This window comes from Shewanella sp. DW31 (genome assembly GCF_015767295.1).
Taxonomy (GTDB): Bacteria; Pseudomonadota; Gammaproteobacteria; order Enterobacterales; family Shewanellaceae; genus Shewanella; species Shewanella oncorhynchi.
The window spans coordinates 125,170-142,815 of sequence record NZ_JADWMP020000009.1; the positions used below are offsets into that span (position 1 = coordinate 125,170).

Below are 17,646 nucleotides of genomic sequence, written 5' to 3' on the forward strand. Positions count from 1 at the left end.
GTGTATAGAAAACCTTAGCTGGAGCTGAATGTCAATTGAATATTTTTCACTTCCTGCGATTTATTCGCTGCAATGATGCATAAAATTGATGTTACTCAGCCACAAAATACGAGATAACAGCGCATTTGTTAACAAGTTCGCGTACAATAGCGCCATGAATACTCAAAGCATATTGGCTGATCTACATAGCCACACGACCGCATCAGACGGTCAATTAACGCCGTCTGAATTGGTGGCAAGAGCCCTTGAAAAGGGTGTGCAGTTATTTGCCATTACCGATCACGACACAGTGGCTGGTTTACCTGAAGCCCGTGCCTTTAATCAGGCACAAGCTACTCCATTGAAATTGATTTCTGGCGTGGAAATCTCTACTCGCTGGAACAGTTACGATATCCACATAGTGGCGCTTAACTTCGATGCTGATAATCCAGCGTTATTAGCATTTTTAGAAAACCAGCGTGAATTACGTGAATTACGTGCTCAAGAAATTGGTCATAGATTAGCTAAAGCTGGCATTGAAGGTGCCTACGAAGGTGCTAAGGCGTTGGCGGGTGATGCGGCATTGAGCCGTGGACATTACGCTCGCTGGATGGCTGAAAATGGTCATGCTGTGGATATGCCGAGCGTCTTTAAACGCTACCTTGCACGCGGTAAAACCGGTTATGTGCCTAATAATTGGGGTGATATGGCCAGTGCTATTGATATCATCCATAACGCAGGTGGGTTAGCCGTGTTGGCGCACCCCAGTGGTTATAAGTTATCGGCTAAGTGGCTTAAGCGCTTAGTGCGTGAATTTAAAGAAGCGGGTGGAGATGCCATGGAAGTGGTGCTTGGCCAGCAAACATTAGACGACAGGGCCAATCTTGTGGCGCTGAGTGTCCAAAACCAGTTGCTTGCATCGATAGGGAGTGATTTTCACTTTCCGAGCAATTGGATAGAATTAGGTAAAAATCTGTATCAGCCCCAAGGTATTGATTGGGTCTGGCAATCGGAATCTTGGATGGAACGACCATGAGTCAGTTTTTTTATGTACATGAAGTAAATCCGCAAACGCGGCTTATTAGTCAGGCGGTTGCCGTATTGAAAAGCGGCGGTGTGATTGTTTATCCCACCGATTCGGGCTATGCCTTAGGCTGCCTGATTGGTGAGAAAGACGCGATGACGCGGATGGCGAGAATTCGTCAAATTGAGAACGATCATAACTTTTCCTTGATGTGCCGCGATTTATCCGAGCTTGCGACTTACGCTAAAGTGGATAATCAGGCGTATCGCATCCTAAAAAGTTGCACGCCTGGACCTTATACCTTCATTTTCAAAGCGACTAAAGAAGTACCGCGTCGCTTACAAAATGACAAGAAAAAGACCATAGGTATTCGTGTGCCCGACAATGTGATCGCACTGGCGTTACTTGAAGCCTTAGATGCGCCGCTGATGTCGACCAGTTTAGTGATGCCGAATGCAGAATTTGCCGAGTCTGATCCTGAACAAATTCGTGATTTGCTCGAGCATCAGGTGGATGTGATTATCCACGGTGGTTATTTAGGCGAAAAGCCAACGACTGTGATTGATATGTCTGAAGATGGCGCCGAGATTTTACGTGAAGGCGCGGGTGATATCACGCCGTTCCTCTAAATTTGCCGCATTAGATTTATCGCTAATGGATGCGGGTAAGTGATTCGGATAGTGGTAGTCAACATTTGGCAGTTTTATCGCCGTAGATTTACAGGTATAATCGCGCGTTTGGCGTTAGCCTAGGTTGGATAGCGCAGTGTTAACGGAGCAAGATAGCGGATGCAGGGCACGCAACAAAGTTTACCCTTAGCCGTTATTCGTGGTCAGGCAATGACCGAAATGCCGCTGGATTTGTTTATTCCGCCTGAGGCATTGGAAGTGTTCCTCGAGTCCTTTGAAGGGCCATTGGATTTACTTTTATATTTGATCCGTAAGCAAAAATTAGACGTTGTCGATTTACCCATTCAGCAAATCACCGCGCAGTATTTAGAATATATTACGTTGCTGACTCAGGCTCGAATCGAACTTGCCGCTGATTATTTAGTGATGGCGGCAACGCTTGCCGAGATTAAATCCCGTTTGCTGCTGCCGCGTATGGTGGCCGAAGATGAGGTTGAGGAAGATCCACGGGCACAGCTTATTCGGCAGCTTAAAGCCTATGAAGTGATTAAAGAAGCGTCGCAAAAACTCGATGATTTACCGCGGCTCGAGCGGGATGTATTTCAAGCCAAAGCAGTGGCAGCACCCGACATTAAGCCGTTAATGATCCCGCCAGAAGTTTCGTTGTTTGAAATTGCCCGCGCCTTTGGTGATGTACTCAAACGTATCGATGCCTATGAAGATCATCATGTTAAGCGTGAACAGTTATCGACCCGTGAGCGCATGAGCCAGATTTTAGCCATGTTGAACTCGGAAGATTTTACGGCATTTGAACGTTTATTTACCCTAGAAGAAGGCCGTGCCGGCGTGGTAGTCACCTTCTTAGCTTTGATGGAATTAGTCAAAGAATTATTGGTCGAATTGTACCAAACAGAGCCGTTTTCAACTATTTACGTTAAGGCCTATTAATTGATGCAGATAAATCCGACTCAATTAAAACAGCTTATTGAAGCGAGTTTGTTTGTATTGGGGAAACCCTTGTCGGCGAAAATGTTGAAAGACACTGTATTGGTGGATTTCACGGTTTCCAGAGACAAAATAAAAGCTGCATTGGATGAGCTGCAGCAGGATTATCAAGACAGAGGTGTGCAACTTGTGAAAGTCGCTGGAGGTTATCGCTTCCAGACCTTAGAAGTCTTGAGTCCTTTTTTGCAGCCTCTGTGGCAAGAAAAGGCGCCTAAATATTCGCGTGCGACATTAGAAACCTTGGCGGTGATTGCTTATCGTCAACCTGTGACTCGCGGCGATATTGAACAGGTGCGCGGTGTGGCTATAAGTAGCCATATCATAAAAAGTTTGTCAGATAGACATTGGATTAAAGTAGTTGGCCATAAAGAAGTACCGGGGCGACCCGCGTTATATGCCACTACCTTAGAATTTTTAGCATATTTTGGCTTAGATACCTTAGCGGATTTACCGCCGCTGTCGGATACTGAGTCATTGCAGGCGGTTTTTTCAGGTTTGAAATCATCGCCAGAACAGTCAGAAGAGCAAAATACTAATGAGTGAAAAATTGCAGAAAGTCTTGGCCCGTGCAGGCCATGGCTCCCGTCGTGAGATGGAGGCATGGATTGCTGCAGGCCGAGTTAGTATTGATGGTGAAATTGCTAGCCTTGGGGATCGTATTGAAGCTGATGCTAAAGTGCGTATCGATGGCAGAGCCATTTCGTTAAAGTCTGCCGAAGATGTGATTTGCCGTGTGCTGGCATATCATAAACCTGAAGGCGAAATTTGTAGTCGTAAAGATCCAGAAGGCCGTCCAACGGTATTCGATCGCTTACCTAAAGTGCGTGATTCACGCTGGGTAGCGGTTGGCCGTTTAGACATTAACACCTCAGGCTTATTGTTGTTTACGTCAGATGGTGAGTTGGCGAACCGTTTAATGCATCCATCGAACGAAGTCGACCGCGAATACGCAGTGCGTACCTTTGGTGAAATCCCTGAGGCGACAGTACAACGTTTACGTACTGGCGTCATGTTAGAAGACGGCCCTGCGCAGTTTGATAGCATCAAACCAGCGGGCGGCGAAGGCATGAACCAGTGGTGGCATGTGTGTTTACGCGAAGGTCGCAACCGTGAAGTGCGCCGTTTGTGGGAATCCCAAGAAGTACAGGTGAGTCGTTTGATCCGTATTCGTTATGGTATGGTCGAACTGCCAAAATCACTGCCTCGCGGTGGCTGGGTTGAATTGCCCGTAGAGCAAGTTAACTACTTGCGTAAGCTGGCGGGTCTTGAGCCCGAAACTCGTACTATGCTCGCCGCTGATAAACACAGCGTAGCCCGTGCTCAGGTGAAGAGTGCTAAAATTCGCCGCGCCGTACGTAAGCATAAAGTAACCGGATCGGGAAAACCTAAGCCATCGCGTCAGCGCAGCTAAGTTGTTTTATCCCAATGAAAAAGGCCGCTAAGCGGCCTTTTTGCTTTCTGTTATTTGCAGCTATGTTATAACAAGTCTCAGTTGGATTGAGGAGTGAATGGATGAAGCTAATTTCAGTGAAACGGATTTGGGAACACGCTGCCCATAATGCGTTTACCGATTTAATCACGTTTCAGGGGGCACTGTTTTGCGTTTTCCGTGAAGGGACTGCCCATGTGTCACCCGATGGTGCGCTACGAATTCTACGCTCAGCGGATTTAGGCGACACTTGGCAGAGCGTGGCGCTGATCCGTTCGGATGAGGCGGATTTACGCGATGGCAAACTGATAGAGTATCAAGGGGCATTACTCTTACTCGGTGGCGGGACTTTACACGATAAGTCTGGCTTACAATCATATCTTTGGCGCTCAGCCAATGGGCTAGCGTGGTCGGATGCGTTAAAAGTCGCTGATAAAGGCTATTGGTTATGGCGCTTAACCGAGCATCAAAATGCACTCTATGGCGTGGGTTATCGCGCTGGGCCTGATGGCGATACCCGCTTGTATAAAAGTGATGATGGGGTGCAGTTTGAGACTTGGTTAAAGGTGTTTAATAATCAAGGTTATGTCAACGAAACTGCCATTGTTTTTCATCAAGAAAACGGCTTTTGTCTATTGAGGCGCGATCCCGTATGGGGCCCAGAATTTGTCGGTTTACTCGGCCGCAGTCAAATGCCATTCACTGATTGGCAATGGCAAGAACTCGATAAGCGCATTGGTGGGCCAGTGATGTTGATGTATCAATCCCGTTTGTTGGCTGTAGTGCGTTTATATGATGAACAAGTTCGAACGGCTTTAGTTGAAATTCATCCAGATACTGGCGTGGTTCAAGAACTACTGACACTGCCATCGAAGGGCGATACTAGTTATGCGGGCGTTGTTATTGATGGAAATGAGTTGTGGGTAAGTTATTACTCCAGCCATGAGTTAGCTGACTCACAGCTGGATACGCAAAATTCGCTTGATGAATCAAACAGAGTCGCCAAAGCTAAAGCTATGATTTATTTTGCAAAAATTCATTTAAGCTAAGATTGGCGGTGCGGTATCTTTGTCGTACTTAATGTCATCGACAAGTTCTGGGTTTCATTTTGAGAATATCTAAAATATTAAAGAGCCCTTGATAGGCCCTTTAATATTGCTGAATCATACCGGCAGAAACTCAATAAGCGATTCGATTACTGTGCGTTAAACTGCTGTCCGTTGACGGCACTAGAATCTTGACCCATCAAATAGAGATAGGTCGGCATGATCTCTTCAGCGGTTTTGAGATCCAGAGGATTCTCTGCAGGGTAGGCTTTAGCGCGCATCTCAGTGCGGGTAGCTCCTGGATTGATGCTGTTAACTCGAACTGAGGTGCCATCGCATTCATGGGCGAGAACTTGCATCATGCCTTCGGTGGCAAATTTAGAGAAGGCATAAGGTCCCCAATAAGCGCGGCCTTGACGACCCACACTGCTCGACGTAAAGATAATCGATGCACTGGGTGCTTGGCGCATCACAGGTAGTAATGCTTTAGTTAGCATGACTTGGGCCGTGACGTTCACTTTGAGCACGTCTTCGAGTGATGGAATATCTATGTGTTCAAACGGACCTAAGGCACCGAGTAAGCTAGCGTTATGTAATAAGCCGTCTAAATGATCGAATTGCTCGGCAATGGTATCGGCCATATCGCGGTAATTTTGTTCCGTTGCGCCCTTAAGATCTAATGGCACTATAGCAGGTTTGGGATAACCGGCTTGTTCTATTACGTCGTAAACTGCTTCCAATTTTTTCACTGTTTTACCAAGTAAAATCACAGTGGCGCCGTGTTTTGCAAACTCAATGGCGGCGGTTCGGCCTATGCCAGCACCAGCGCCTGTGACTAAAATCGTCTTGCCCTTGAGTAAATCTTTTGCTGCTTGATATTCCAACATGAGTCTCTTTTTCCTCTTGGCGAGAATGCCCGCCACTTCTAGAGTCGCCGAAGTGATAAACGCATGTTTCAAACAAATGAATGAAACTTTGTTATCAATAGCTAAAATCTTTGTGACAAACTTGTGGCTAACTCAATATTTTTACGTTAACTTGAAATGAGTTAGGGGCTAACATAAGCCCTATTGGTCACAGATCTAAAAGCTATTGTGACTAATTTCTTGGGGAAAACAAAACTATTACAACAAGATTTGGGGAAAAAAGATGAAAAGACTCATTTTGGGTGTTGCGATTGCATCTGCACTGGGCCTCACAGGATGTGGTGAGGACAGTTTTAATGAACTCAAGGATAAGACAGAAGTGCTCATCCCTGAATCGCACATGGTGTTCGACCCTGCTAATTCAAAAGTTCCATTACCGAATGATTTGCTGTTCAGTGGCACCAAAGATGGCACATTATCGATTCCGGGTGAAAGCTCGGGCAATTATGTTGATCCACAAATAGCGCTTGGGGCGTTAGATGGGTGGTCGACAACATCACCGATTTCTATTGATATCGATTTGGCGAAAAAACATGACGGTACACCGCTGACCTTAATGGCGGCATCGGTTGCACAACCGGGTGCTGTCAGAATGTTTGAAGCCACAGTAGGCGGCGCATTATCGTCTGATCCCGAATGTAAGGCTAAACCGTCAGTTTCAGCCTGTAAAGTGGGTGCTGAGTTGCAGTTTGGCGTTGACTTTATATCAACCGCTTCGGGCAAAAAAGTGGTAATAATTCCGCTTAAGCCACTCAAAGCTGGGCAATCTTATATTTATGCGACAACGAATCTTATTCAAGATTCTGAAGGTCGTGGTATCGCTCCTTCAACGACCTATGGTTTGTTGAAGCTGGATATCAATACGTTACCTTTAGAAACGCCAGACCAATTGATGCTGCAAACCTTAGTGAATAGTTATGAGAAAGGGATTGCTGCGGCCCATAAGGTCGATCCTTTAACCATCAGTTACTCTGGCTTATTTACAACTCAGTCTGTTGCTAACGTCTATGAAACCACCAAATTGCTGATGGCGAAGGGTGCTCCCTATGCACCAAGCTTTGCCCAGATGCCAACACCAACTGGATTGACTGTGGCTCAAGTGGCGGGCTTAACACCGGCTGCTGGAGCTGCCTATGTTGCCGCAAACTTGGCTGATGTGTATACGGCAAAAATTAAACTGCCTATTTACGGTGATTGTTCTTCAGTTGGTTGTTTATCCGCTGAAGGTAAACCATTAATTAATGGTCATTGGAAAGCCCAAGGTGATAGCCCTGTCTCTGTGCTACTAGCCCTGCAAGCGGGCACACTCAGCCAGAATAATTTTGGTATGCAAGCCGTGGCTAATGGTATTGCCAACCCTGCTGATGCTTTAGCCAATCCCTCGTTAATGGCGGGTAAAACATGGGTTTTAGATGATGGTACGGCAGTTGATAAAACCAAACATCTGACTAAGTTCAATCCTATTCCAGCAATCAAAGGTTATGAAACAGTATCCGTACTGATTTCTATGCCCAATGCAACGAAATTGGCCGCTTTTTATCAACAGCAAGGTCGTGAGTTTATTCCTCCTACATCTGGTTGGCCAACAACAATTGCCCTTCACGGTTTAGGTGGCGGTAAAGAAATGTCATTGGCCTATGCCGGCACGTATGCGGCAATGGGGGTTGCGACTGTTGCTATTGATATGCCACTTCACGGTGCGCGTTCATTTGATGCTAACGGAGATGGGATTTATGAAGTCTCTGCGACAGATCCTGCCTTCGGTGCAGTTGTTGGTAAACCGGACGCCTTTAAAAATGGTAACCCGTTGGTGTTTGTGAATATTTCTAGCACTTTGTCGGTGCGAGATAATTTCCGTCAAGCGACGATGGACCATTTAGGGGTGCGTCTTGCTCTTACGGGCTTAGCACAGGGCTTAGCACAAGCAGGTCAGCCGCAAGTATTTGATGTGACTAAAATCAGTGCTCAAGGTCTGAGTTTAGGCGCCATTGTGGGCACCGATTTTGCGACCTATGCCAGCACAGGTATGAAGAATCCAGCAACCGGCGATGCCTTGCCAAATGCTTATGTTATCAATGCTGTATCCTTAGTTGCGCCAGCAGGTGGATTAGCAGGATCATTCGCAGGTTCTGCAACCTTTGGCCCAGTACTGTTTAGTAATATTACGGCATCTGCAACTTTCCAAGCACAGGTCGATGCGGCTAATACAGCAGGTTATGAGCCTGGTAGCCCTGAATATGCGGCACTGGTGCAGGCGGTATACGCACAGTTTATTCCGACGTTTGCCTTTGCGGTTCAAACAGCGGTAGATTCTGCAGATCCTGTTAACCATGCTGCTATGTTAAAAGCGACTGGCTTACCTGTGCACTTAATTGAAGTTGCGGGTGATGGTAACGGTAACTTAGCAGATCAAGTGCTGCCTAATCGCGTCGATAACTTCCCATTATCGGGCACTGAGCCGCTGATCGCTGCCATCGGGCTACCTTGTGCCGATAGCACGAGCAAAGGTCATGGCGTTGTGCGTTTCGCTAAAGGTCACCACAGTTCGATTGTTGATCCTAAAGAAAAGGAATCAACGGATGGTATGGCCGCGGCTGCCACGGTTGAAATGCAGACTCAAGTGGCAACCTATGCTGCTACTGCAGGTAAGGACGACGTGACGATTTTAGTGACAAACAGTGGGGTCATTGCGACTTGTCCTAACTAATCTTGCCTTAATCGGAAAAACCCAGCCTTTGCTGGGTTTTTTTATGGGCTTTTAGGCTGTTAGAATAGCGCGCAATTGACTGAATGATGTAACGCCCTAACGGAGAACACTTTGGAATTTTTATACGAGTATGGAATGTTTTTGGCGAAAGCCGTCACAATAGTGGTCGCAATCGTTGCCGTTATTATTGTGGTGTTGGCTTCTACTGTAAAACACAAGTCAGATAAGGGCGAGCTGAGGATCACTAACTTGTCTGAAGAGTTAGAAGAACTTAAGCATGGCTTAAAAGAAGAACTTCTGTCAAAGAAACAATTCAAAGCCTATGAAAAGCAATTAAAAGCTGACGAAAAGGCAAAAGACAAAGCCGCAGATGAAGCCTGCACGGGCAAAGTGTTCGTGATTGATTTTAAGGGCAGTATCGATGCCGCTGAGGTTGCATCACTGCGTGAAGAAATCAGTGCAATTATCGCTATCGCAGAAAAAGGCGATGAAGTGGTTGTCAATGTAGAGAGTGGCGGTGGTATGGTGCATGGTTATGGTTTAGCCTCCAGCCAGTTAGATCGCTTACGTCAATCAGATATTCCATTGACTGTCTGTGTTGATAAAGTCGCCGCCAGTGGTGGCTATATGATGGCTTGTGTAGCGAATAAAATTTATGCTGCACCTTTTGCCATTGTCGGTTCTATTGGTGTTGTTGCTCAACTGCCTAACTTTAATCGCCTGCTGAAAAAGCATGAAATTGATTATGAGCAACATACGGCCGGTAATTTTAAGCGCACCTTGACAGTATTTGGTGAAAACTCCGATGAGGGAAGACAGAAGTTTCAAGAAGAACTCGAAGAAACCCACGTCTTATTTAAAGCGTTTGTTGGTAAGTATCGCCCTGAGTTGGATTTAGTGAAAGTCGCTACTGGCGAGCATTGGTACGGTCAGCAAGCTATTGAATTAGGTTTAGTTGATGCGATTTCGACCAGCGATGATGTGATAATGTCACTCGCCACAGAGCGTACTGTGTACAAGATACGTTATCAGGTGAGAAAGAAACTCGCTGATAAAATTGCCCACGGTGCCTCTTTGTCTGTGAACGCTATTTTCAATCGCCTCATAGAAAAAAATCGTCCTATGTAATTCTGTCTATTGGTGAATAAAAGTAAAAACGCCTGCATTTGCAGGCGTTTTCATTTGCTGAGCTTTCGCGGCTAATACCGAAGTGGGTTAGATTTGATAGCTGATATGTTGATGGAAGCGTACGATGAGATCTTCACGCTCCGGATCGACACCTATGTCGGCTGCGAAGGCCTTCAGAGCCGTTTCAACATTGTTCATAAAACGACCGAAACCCGAATCGTCACAGTCCTTAGTACCTGCCACTATGGTAAAGTGCGCGGCTTCGACTAAGTTATCGGCATCCCAACGACGGATAACTTGTTGCTCAGTCGCATTAGGATCAAACCCTATCATTTGTACTTCGGCTTTGCTGTCGAGCTTTTCAAACTTACTGTTACGCACAAGTGGTGTTAAGCCGTTCGCTATCATAGCAAGGCGTGTCAGCTGTCTATTAGCTGCCGCTTTGAGGAAGCAGTCTTCAAGATGCTGATATAAAGGCGTAAAGTCAGTGGCTGAGTCAGGTAATAAACCCTGTTTGAGTTTGCGGCTCAGCGGCAAGCTCACCGTCACATAGGTAAGAGAGCTAACGTTTTCTGGTAACTCACATTTTCTGGCTTTATATCTTGGGCCGATGGCGCGCAGTTTATAACCATAGGTTTCTTTATAGCCCTTAGCTTTTGCGAACAGATCATAGGATAAATGCTGATGGTCGCGGACCTTAACCTTAAGATCGCTTATTGGCATTAAGGGCATTAATTCAGTGAGTAACTCACGCACCTTGATATGGAAACTGGCGGAATTACTGCGAATATCGTCACCTGTGGCGAGAAACACAATGCGCAGTTTACGGGCGCGATAGTTTTCTTGCGAGAATAAGTTTTGGGCTTCGTGGTAGGCTGGGTTATAAAAAAATAGAATTTGTTCAGTGGTTTGGAAGCAATATGCTTCGGTATGGTAACGCACTACTGGCAGTTTATCGTTAGTGATCACGTGAACATTACGGAGATCGTGTTGTTCTGCCAAATTAAATATCAAACGGCTTAACGTTTGATAACAGCTTTGATAATCGGGATATTGATTGAGTAGCTCATCCGTCACCTTGATTTCGGCTGTGATGTATTGATTTGTACGGGCTTCCTTGGGTATGTACACTTTTTGCTGATGGCTAAGGGACATATTGACTCCTTGTTTGAGTTAACCATTTGCTAACACGAATTTTACTGTTTATCTATAGGGTGAATCTTGCGTTAGAACACGTTTTTATCCGTTGAACATGAGTTTAGCTAAGTAAGCGGTTCGTTAGCTTAAAATAGCAGCTATTTTATTGGGTTAACGCATTTTCTATCCATGGTTGCATCCAAGCCGCAATCTGAGCTTGCGCCTTTTCGTTGGGATGAATGCCATCCCTTTGCATTAATTCTGGATGGGGCGCGATATCCTGCATAAAGAAGGGGATCAACACTATATTCTGGGTTTTAGATATGTCTTGATACACTTGGGTGAACTTTTGGGTATAGCGAGGGCCATAGTTAGGCGGTACCATGATCTCGGTCAGCAGCACTTTTGCGCCGCTATCTTTGGCTAGGGTAATGATTTGGATTAGATTATTTTCGAGTTGCGTTGGGGGGAATCCACGTAAACCATCATTACCTCCTAGCTCAACGACCACAAGATCGGGAGCAACAGAATCGAGCAAGGCGGGTAATCGGCGTAGGCCGCCCGCTGTGGTTTCGCCGCTCACTGAGCCATTGGTAAACTGATGTTCGGGCAGATTTTTTTGCAGTAGTGCTACCCAGCCTGACTGTTCTGCCATGCCGTAGCTAGCGCCTAAGCTATCGCCGAGGATCAGTATCTTTGCCGCGTGAGCGGGCGTGACCATGAGTACACTCAGTAGGATGAATGCCCCTAGGGTCTTCGCCATTGATTTTAATCTTAGCGATTGATACCAGAACGATTTATATAAGAAGGATCCTATGTCTAACGTCATCTTAAAAAACAGTGCCATTAATGTTGTTAACCTCGAAAAATCAGTGATTACTCAGGAAGGAACGCTCACTATCCTCAAGGGCATTAACTTAGATGTCAAGCAAGGTGAGAGTGTGGCTATTCTCGGCCCATCAGGTTCAGGCAAATCCACCTTATTGGGATTGCTTGCGGCGCTTGATACGCCTACGTCGGGGGAGATTTGGCTCGATGGTGTGGCATTATCACCACTGAATGAAGAGCAAAAAGCGGCACTGCGTAAACAGAAGGTCAGCTTTATTTTTCAATCCTTTATGTTAGTGGATACCTTAACTGCACTCGAGAACGTCATGTTACCCGCCGAGCTTGCGGGTGTGAGCAATGCCAAGGAAAAAGCGCAGGCCATGTTGGTGCGTGTTGGTTTATCCCATCGCTTGACCCATTTACCCAAACAGCTTTCGGGTGGTGAACAGCAAAGGGTGGCGATTGCCCGCGCTTTTATCTGTGAACCTACAGTTTTGTTTGCCGATGAACCAACAGGCAATTTAGACAGCGTCAACGGCCATAAGATTGCCGATATGTTGTTTGAGCTTAATCAAGAAAGCCATACAACCTTAGTCCTTGTTACCCATGATCTGCTGCTGGCCAAGCGGTGTGAGCGTCAACTAGTGATGGATAACGGCCATTTACAGGAAGATATCACTCAAACAGAACTGCTAGCTGATGTTAAGGAGGCTTAATAATGGAGTTAAGTCTGGCATGGCGCCTGTTTAAACGCGAGTTACAGCAAGGACAATTGTTATTGATTATCCTCGCTATTACGCTCGCAGTTTTGTCTGTGAGTGGCTTGGCGCGGGTGAGTGAACGTCTGCAAGTGGCAATTAGTGGTCAAGCTTCACAGTTTATTGCGGCCGACCGTATTATCGATTCGCCGGTTAAAATTGATGCGGCGATTTTATCCAAAGCCGAAGCGCTTGGGCTTAAGCATGTGACTAACATGCAATTTAATTCCATGGTCTATTCGGGAGATAAGTTTCAGTTAGTCACAGTACGCGCCGTAGAGTCGGGTTACCCGCTTAAGGGGGATATTGAACTCACCAGCGGTAAAACAAAGGCGTTACCTCAAGCGGGCGAAATCTGGTTTGAGACTCGCTTAGGCGGACTTTTGGGTTATCCCAAATCCATCGAACTAGGTAACAGCGAATTTGTGCTCAGCAATGAGATCAGCCGCTTACCCGACGCAGGTTTTAATCCTTTTGCTTCATCGCCTGTGGTATTGATGCGGATGGAGGATGTCGCCAAAACAGGTGTTATTCAACCGGGCAGTCGCGTGACTTATCTGTATCAATTTGCCGGAGATGAAGCCTCGCTTACGGCCTTTGAACAAAGTGTTAAACCGCTTTTGAATAGTACCCAGCGTTGGGTCGATGTGCAATCCGGTGACTCGCCGATTGCGGGAGCCGTTAAGCGAGCGGAGCGCTTCTTACTGCTGGCAAGTTTGATGGGCATTGCATTGGCCTGCGCGGCGATCGGTATTGCCGCCCAGCGTTATTGTCAGCGCCATTACGATGTGGTGGCCATGCTGAAAACCTTTGGCGCCTCGGCAAAGCAAATTCGCCTGTTGTTTGGTACTCATTTATTGTTGGTAACGCTACTGGGAATTGGTCTAGGCCTTATTGGGGGAGGGTTACTCGATTTTGGGATCAGTTATCTCTTGCCACCCGAAATTGCGGCCTATTCACCGCCACTCACACGGCCATTATTACTCGGTATCAGCACTGGGCTCATCAGCGCCTTTATGTTTTCGGCTTATCCATTGATGCGTTTACTGGCTATTCCGCCACTGCGGGTGTTGCAGCGCCAGTTAGAAGGCTTACAGCTTGGTATGTGGCTGCATTTGCTACTGAGTCTAGGGGCTATGGCGCTATTGGGCTATTTGTATTCCCAAAGTTGGACTTTGACTCTGACAGTGGTCGCGGCTGTGCTATTGCTGGCAGTGCTATTAAGTCTGCTTGGATTTGTGATGATACGAGCAGGACACAGTGTTGGTATGAAGACTACCAATCCTTTGCAATTAGCGCTGGCGGGGCTAAGGCGTCGTGCGCGGCAAAATGCGGTGCAATTGGTTGGCTTTAGCGCTGCACTGGTACTGTTATTGACTATTTTGGCGTTAAGACAAGATTTACTTAACGAATGGCAAAAACAGTTGCCCGAAAATGCGCCTAATTATTTCCTTGTCAATATTGCGCCTGATGATGCAAAGCCCTTGAATGATTTCATGACTACTAAGGGGATAGTGGCGACGGACATTTATCCGGTGATCCGTGGCCGGTTAACCCAAATTAATGGTGAAGCACTGATTTCGAATGAACAGTCCGAAGCGGGTGAAAAGGGGAGAGTGGGCATTTCGCGCGAGTTAAATCTAACGTGGCGCAATACACTGCCTGCTAACAACGAACTGTTAGAGGGGCATTTTAATCAAGCCGTCGATGAAGTGTCGGTGGAGTCTGGCGTGGCGGAGCGTTTAGGTATTGGTCTTGGCGATAAGCTGACTTACGTGATTGATAATCAAGAGCTCACAGTTAAAGTTGCCAGTATTCGTGCCGTGCATTGGGAAACACTGCAACCGAACTTCTTTATGATTTTCACCCAAGAAGCGCTCGCGCCTTTTGCTTATACTTCGATGGCGAGTTTCTATCTGAATGATCAGGCGACTAACGATAAGACTATGAATGCTGATGGTACGCCTAAGGATGCAGTGATCCTTGCGCTTATTCAGCAATTCCCGACCATATCGATCATAGATGTTGGCGCTATGGTGGGGCAGTTGCGGCAGATAATTGAGCAAGTGTCGCTGTCGTTGTCTTTAGTGCTGGCCTTAGTGTTATTAGCCAGTGCCTTAGTCTTGATTGCACAGACTGAAGCGGGCATGGCAACTCGGCAACGTGAACTGGCGGTGTTACGTACCTTTGGTGCCTCAGGATGGTTATTGCGCAGTGCAACGGGTTTAGAGTTCGCCTTACTTGGCGGTATTGCGGGTGTGTTAGCCGTAATTGTGGCCGAATTTGCGTTATATCTACTTAAGACGCAAGTATTTGAACTTAATGTATACATGCACTGGCCTTGGTGGGGTATTGCCCCTGTTTCTGGAGCCTTAATCGTCGCCTTACTAGGGGTTTGGCGTTGTCGACAATTGCTCAGCCAATCTTGCTCTGAGCTATTAAAGGCTGGGAGCTAGGGCGGTTTGTGAACTCTGTTGATGGGCTAAAACATAAAGCTTATTAAGACAACAAGCTGAGCCAACATTAAAAGCACTGATGCGACATAAGCTCAGTGCTTTTTTGTTATGGGGTTGATTCTGCTGCACTTGAATTGAATATGCTTTTTACATCGGCTTACAAATTGATCTGTGCTTAAGCAGGTAGCAACAGAACTTAGTGCAATGCAATGGGTCTATCTAACTGAGAACAGCGACTAGCTTATATATGCCATAGAGGGAATATTATGTTCAAAGGAATAACAAAACTGCTTAAGGATAATCGCTCCTTTTTTCTGTTTATCAGTTTAATGCTAGTGTTCAGGAGCGCGGTGGCCGATTGGAATACTGTGCCATCGGGTTCTATGCTGCCGACTATCGTCGAGGGTGATCGCATTCTTGTTAATAAGATGGCTTATGATCTTAGGGTGCCATTTACGCATATTGCATTAGTTAAACTGGCAGATCCTGCTCGTGGCGATATTGTGGTATTTGACTCGAAAAAGGCCGATAAAAAACTGATTAAGCGGGTAATAGCTGTGCCAGGCGATACTGTGATGATGCAGGATAATCGCTTGTATTTAAACGGTGAAATGCTTAGCTACACATCCCAAGCATTGAGTGCTTATGCTCCCGCTGATGTGACAGAAATGCAGGAAAATTTACTCGGTATGGTCCACAGTATTCGCCTTAACCCTGTACCCTCAAGGCTTGCCAATTTTGGACCTGTCACAGTGCCGGATGCGCATTATTTAGCCCTGGGTGATAATCGTGATAACAGCGCAGACTCTCGGGTTATTGGCTTCGTGCCCCGTGATGAGATTGTTGGCCGTTCAAGTTCAGTCGTTTTCTCCCTTGATTATGATGATAATTACCTGCCTCGGCCTGAACGCTTAATGCGTGAATTCTAGTCTTAACTATTTTGAACCATGAAATAGGGCGCCAAAGTCGGCGCCCTATTTTTTAAGTGATTGGTTTATTCGCAACTACTTCATAAAGCTCAGATAGCCCTGTAAGACAATTAAGTTAACTATGTCGATAAAGAAAGCTCCGACGATAGGTACTACCATAAAGGCTTGGGGTGATGGCCCTGTGCGTGAGACTAGCGCGCCCATATTCATTACCGCTGTTGGGGTTGCACCCATACCAAAGCCGCAGTGGCCACCGGTGATCACCGCAGCATCGTAATTACTGCCCATGACTTTGAACGTCACGAAATAGGCAAAAATGGCTAACACTGCGGTTTGTACCAGTAAAATCACCAATAGCGGGATCGCTAAATCAAAAATTTCCCATAATTTTAAAGTCATTAAGGCCATTGAGAGGAAGAGAGACAGTGCGACCGTCCCTATCACATCGATACTTTCGGTATGGGGTTTGTAACCGCGGGTGAGTTCTGTGAGATTAGCGATGAGCACGCCAAGAAAAAGAGCATATACAAAGTCGGGCATTTTTAGCCATGCAATACCCGATTGGCTGATCCACAGCGTGAGCCATTTTGATCCTGCAACACACAACAACAGCACAAACAGAGTTTCTAATATGGTTTTGGCGGTGACTTGGTCTTCTTCTAAGTGATCATAAGTGACTAAATGTGGATGTTCACTGTGATGCTTGCGGCCAACCCCATAGCGAGAAACAAGATTATGCTTACCGATTAATCGCTGCGCGACGGGGCCACCGATGATCCCACCCATGATCAAACCAAAGGTTGCCGCGGCCATAGCAAACTCTAAGGTGTTGATACCGTAGCGCTCAGCAAAGGTTTGTGACCAAGCGACGCCGGTACCATGGCCGCCCGACAGGGTAATTGATCCTGCGATAAGTCCCATGATGGGATCGAGCCCCAATAGGCTGGCTAAACTGACGCCGACGGCATTTTGAATCACAATATACACTGAGGCCACACCTAAAAAGATGAAGACTTTTTTACCACCGCTGAGCAATAGCTTGTAGTTTGCCGAGAGGCCAATGGTGCTAAAAAACATCAGCATTAAGGTATTTTGCAGTGATAGGCTGAAGTCGAGACTGATATTTTGAAAGTGAAGAAATGTGACTCCCGCGGCGACAACAAGGCCACCCACTATGGGTTCGGGGATATTATATTGCCTGAAGACACGTACATGGCGATTGATAGAGTGGCCGATAAACAGCACGAAAATGGCAATTAAAAATGATTCTAGCTCGCCAATCATATAGGTCGTGTGCATGAAAATTCCTTACAAACTGTCTTAGTGCGGGCGTTTCATTGGGCACAATGTCCAATGAGAAGTAACCCATCTTGTTATTAAGTACCTGCTAATGCTGGATGTTAAGCGCTTGATGTCGAGGACAGATCAGTGTCAATCCGATAAAAAATTTAAAGGACGAGTAGGCGCGAGTGTGTATCGTTTTATGGTCTACAGACCAAGAACAGCAGATTAAATAGCCTGTTCCTGAGCATAAATAACTGTCTATTTATGAGGTGTTGCTGAGTCTATCTGTGGTCAAGGCTGAGGCGGTTAATGCGTGCCTCCTATGACCGAATGGAGGCGAGTTTAGCAGAAAATGGACGGATTGTCGCTAAATCATAATAT

Annotated in this window: 15 protein-coding genes; 11 read left to right on the forward strand and 4 right to left on the reverse strand. The window is 46.3% G+C overall.

Features of this window, described 5'->3' with window-relative positions; genetic code table 11:
• Window positions 1-154: 154 nt before the first annotated feature.
• From GWI56_RS09930 to GWI56_RS09955, 6 genes are all read left to right on the forward strand, one after another.
• Complete coding sequence (locus GWI56_RS09930) at window positions 155-1,015, forward strand: PHP domain-containing protein (protein WP_105253095.1); 861 nt, start codon at window positions 155-157, stop codon at window positions 1,013-1,015.
• Window positions 1,012-1,632 carry an L-threonylcarbamoyladenylate synthase gene (locus tag GWI56_RS09935; RefSeq protein ID WP_028760994.1) on the forward strand — a complete coding sequence of 207 codons (621 nt, stop codon included), beginning with the start codon at window positions 1,012-1,014 and terminating at the stop codon, window positions 1,630-1,632. The genes GWI56_RS09930 and GWI56_RS09935 overlap by 4 nt, the downstream gene beginning before the upstream one ends.
• A gap of 159 nt (window positions 1,633-1,791) precedes the next feature.
• Window positions 1,792-2,580 (forward strand): ScpA family protein, encoded by a 789-nt coding sequence (locus GWI56_RS09940; RefSeq protein WP_105252121.1) that lies wholly within the window; start codon window positions 1,792-1,794, stop codon window positions 2,578-2,580.
• 3 nt (window positions 2,581-2,583) lie between these two features.
• Entirely contained in the window at window positions 2,584-3,180 is a 597-nt protein-coding gene (scpB, locus tag GWI56_RS09945; RefSeq protein ID WP_198572804.1) for an SMC-Scp complex subunit ScpB, read from the forward strand.
• Window positions 3,173-4,048, forward strand: a complete 876-nt coding sequence (gene rluB, locus GWI56_RS09950; protein ID WP_028760991.1) for a 23S rRNA pseudouridine(2605) synthase RluB — start codon at window positions 3,173-3,175, stop codon at window positions 4,046-4,048. The genes scpB and rluB overlap by 8 nt, the downstream gene beginning before the upstream one ends.
• A 101-nt stretch (window positions 4,049-4,149) precedes the next feature.
• Entirely contained in the window at window positions 4,150-5,115 is a 966-nt protein-coding gene (locus tag GWI56_RS09955; RefSeq protein ID WP_198572805.1) for an exo-alpha-sialidase, read from the forward strand.
• A 146-nt stretch (window positions 5,116-5,261) separates the two neighbouring features.
• On the opposite strand, the gene GWI56_RS09960 is transcribed toward GWI56_RS09955, so the two are convergent.
• Window positions 5,262-5,999 (reverse strand): YciK family oxidoreductase, encoded by a 738-nt coding sequence (locus tag GWI56_RS09960; RefSeq protein ID WP_105252124.1) that lies wholly within the window; start codon window positions 5,997-5,999, stop codon window positions 5,262-5,264.
• Window positions 6,000-6,261: 262 nt separating this feature from the next.
• Between GWI56_RS09960 and GWI56_RS09965 the strand changes: the two genes are divergently transcribed.
• On the forward strand, window positions 6,262-8,745 hold the full coding sequence (locus GWI56_RS09965; protein WP_198572806.1) for a VolA/Pla-1 family phospholipase: 2,484 nt from the start codon (window positions 6,262-6,264) through the stop codon (window positions 8,743-8,745).
• Between the two features lie 111 nt (window positions 8,746-8,856).
• The gene (gene sohB / locus GWI56_RS09970; RefSeq protein WP_198572807.1) at window positions 8,857-9,873 is read left to right on the forward strand and encodes a protease SohB; all 1,017 of its coding nucleotides are present in this window, start codon (window positions 8,857-8,859) and stop codon (window positions 9,871-9,873) included.
• Between the two features lie 87 nt (window positions 9,874-9,960).
• Here sohB and GWI56_RS09975 read toward each other — a convergent pair whose 3' ends face one another.
• Together GWI56_RS09975 and GWI56_RS09980 are read right to left on the reverse strand one after the other, a co-directional pair.
• Window positions 9,961-11,028 (reverse strand): DUF3083 family protein, encoded by a 1,068-nt coding sequence (locus GWI56_RS09975; protein ID WP_028760986.1) that lies wholly within the window; start codon window positions 11,026-11,028, stop codon window positions 9,961-9,963.
• A 145-nt stretch (window positions 11,029-11,173) separates the two neighbouring features.
• Window positions 11,174-11,773 carry an arylesterase gene (locus tag GWI56_RS09980; RefSeq protein ID WP_198572808.1) on the reverse strand — a complete coding sequence of 200 codons (600 nt, stop codon included), beginning with the start codon at window positions 11,771-11,773 and terminating at the stop codon, window positions 11,174-11,176.
• 52 nt (window positions 11,774-11,825) lie between these two features.
• Here GWI56_RS09980 and GWI56_RS09985 point away from each other — a divergent pair, with 52 nt between their 5' ends.
• The 3 genes from GWI56_RS09985 to lepB all read left to right on the forward strand — a co-directional run bounded on the left by GWI56_RS09985 (window position 11,826) and on the right by lepB (window position 15,981).
• Complete coding sequence (locus tag GWI56_RS09985) at window positions 11,826-12,554, forward strand: ABC transporter ATP-binding protein (RefSeq protein ID WP_028760984.1); 729 nt, start codon at window positions 11,826-11,828, stop codon at window positions 12,552-12,554.
• Window positions 12,555-12,556: 2 nt separating this feature from the next.
• Complete coding sequence (locus tag GWI56_RS09990; protein ID WP_198572809.1) at window positions 12,557-15,052, forward strand: FtsX-like permease family protein; 2,496 nt, start codon at window positions 12,557-12,559, stop codon at window positions 15,050-15,052.
• 266 nt (window positions 15,053-15,318) lie between these two features.
• A complete protein-coding gene (gene lepB, locus GWI56_RS09995; protein WP_198572810.1) occupies window positions 15,319-15,981 on the forward strand; it encodes a signal peptidase I in 663 nt (220 codons plus the stop codon).
• A gap of 75 nt (window positions 15,982-16,056) precedes the next feature.
• Here lepB and gltS read toward each other — a convergent pair whose 3' ends face one another.
• A complete protein-coding gene (gene gltS, locus GWI56_RS10000) occupies window positions 16,057-17,280 on the reverse strand; it encodes a sodium/glutamate symporter (RefSeq protein WP_113940752.1) in 1,224 nt (407 codons plus the stop codon).
• Window positions 17,281-17,646: the final 366 nt, after the last annotated feature.

What these genes read in the sequence shown, in the direction of transcription:
- scpB (WP_198572804.1), top strand. Translation starts at nt 2,584, where the DNA reads ATGCAGATAAATCCGACTCAATTAAAACAGCTTATTGAAGCGAGTTTG.
- GWI56_RS09940 (WP_105252121.1), top strand. Translation starts at nt 1,792, where the DNA reads ATGCAGGGCACGCAACAAAGTTTACCCTTAGCCGTTATTCGTGGTCAG.
- GWI56_RS09960 (WP_105252124.1), bottom strand. Translation starts at nt 5,999, where the DNA reads ATGTTGGAATATCAAGCAGCAAAAGATTTACTCAAGGGCAAGACGATT.
- GWI56_RS09955 (WP_198572805.1), top strand. Translation starts at nt 4,150, where the DNA reads ATGAAGCTAATTTCAGTGAAACGGATTTGGGAACACGCTGCCCATAAT.
- GWI56_RS09990 (WP_198572809.1), top strand. Translation starts at nt 12,557, where the DNA reads ATGGAGTTAAGTCTGGCATGGCGCCTGTTTAAACGCGAGTTACAGCAA.
- lepB (WP_198572810.1), top strand. Translation starts at nt 15,319, where the DNA reads ATGTTCAAAGGAATAACAAAACTGCTTAAGGATAATCGCTCCTTTTTT.
- GWI56_RS09935 (WP_028760994.1), top strand. Translation starts at nt 1,012, where the DNA reads ATGAGTCAGTTTTTTTATGTACATGAAGTAAATCCGCAAACGCGGCTT.
- GWI56_RS09980 (WP_198572808.1), bottom strand. Translation starts at nt 11,773, where the DNA reads ATGGCGAAGACCCTAGGGGCATTCATCCTACTGAGTGTACTCATGGTC.
- GWI56_RS09985 (WP_028760984.1), top strand. Translation starts at nt 11,826, where the DNA reads ATGTCTAACGTCATCTTAAAAAACAGTGCCATTAATGTTGTTAACCTC.
- rluB (WP_028760991.1), top strand. Translation starts at nt 3,173, where the DNA reads ATGAGTGAAAAATTGCAGAAAGTCTTGGCCCGTGCAGGCCATGGCTCC.
- GWI56_RS09975 (WP_028760986.1), bottom strand. Translation starts at nt 11,028, where the DNA reads ATGTCCCTTAGCCATCAGCAAAAAGTGTACATACCCAAGGAAGCCCGT.
- GWI56_RS09965 (WP_198572806.1), top strand. Translation starts at nt 6,262, where the DNA reads ATGAAAAGACTCATTTTGGGTGTTGCGATTGCATCTGCACTGGGCCTC.
- GWI56_RS09930 (WP_105253095.1), top strand. Translation starts at nt 155, where the DNA reads ATGAATACTCAAAGCATATTGGCTGATCTACATAGCCACACGACCGCA.
- gltS (WP_113940752.1), bottom strand. Translation starts at nt 17,280, where the DNA reads ATGCACACGACCTATATGATTGGCGAGCTAGAATCATTTTTAATTGCC.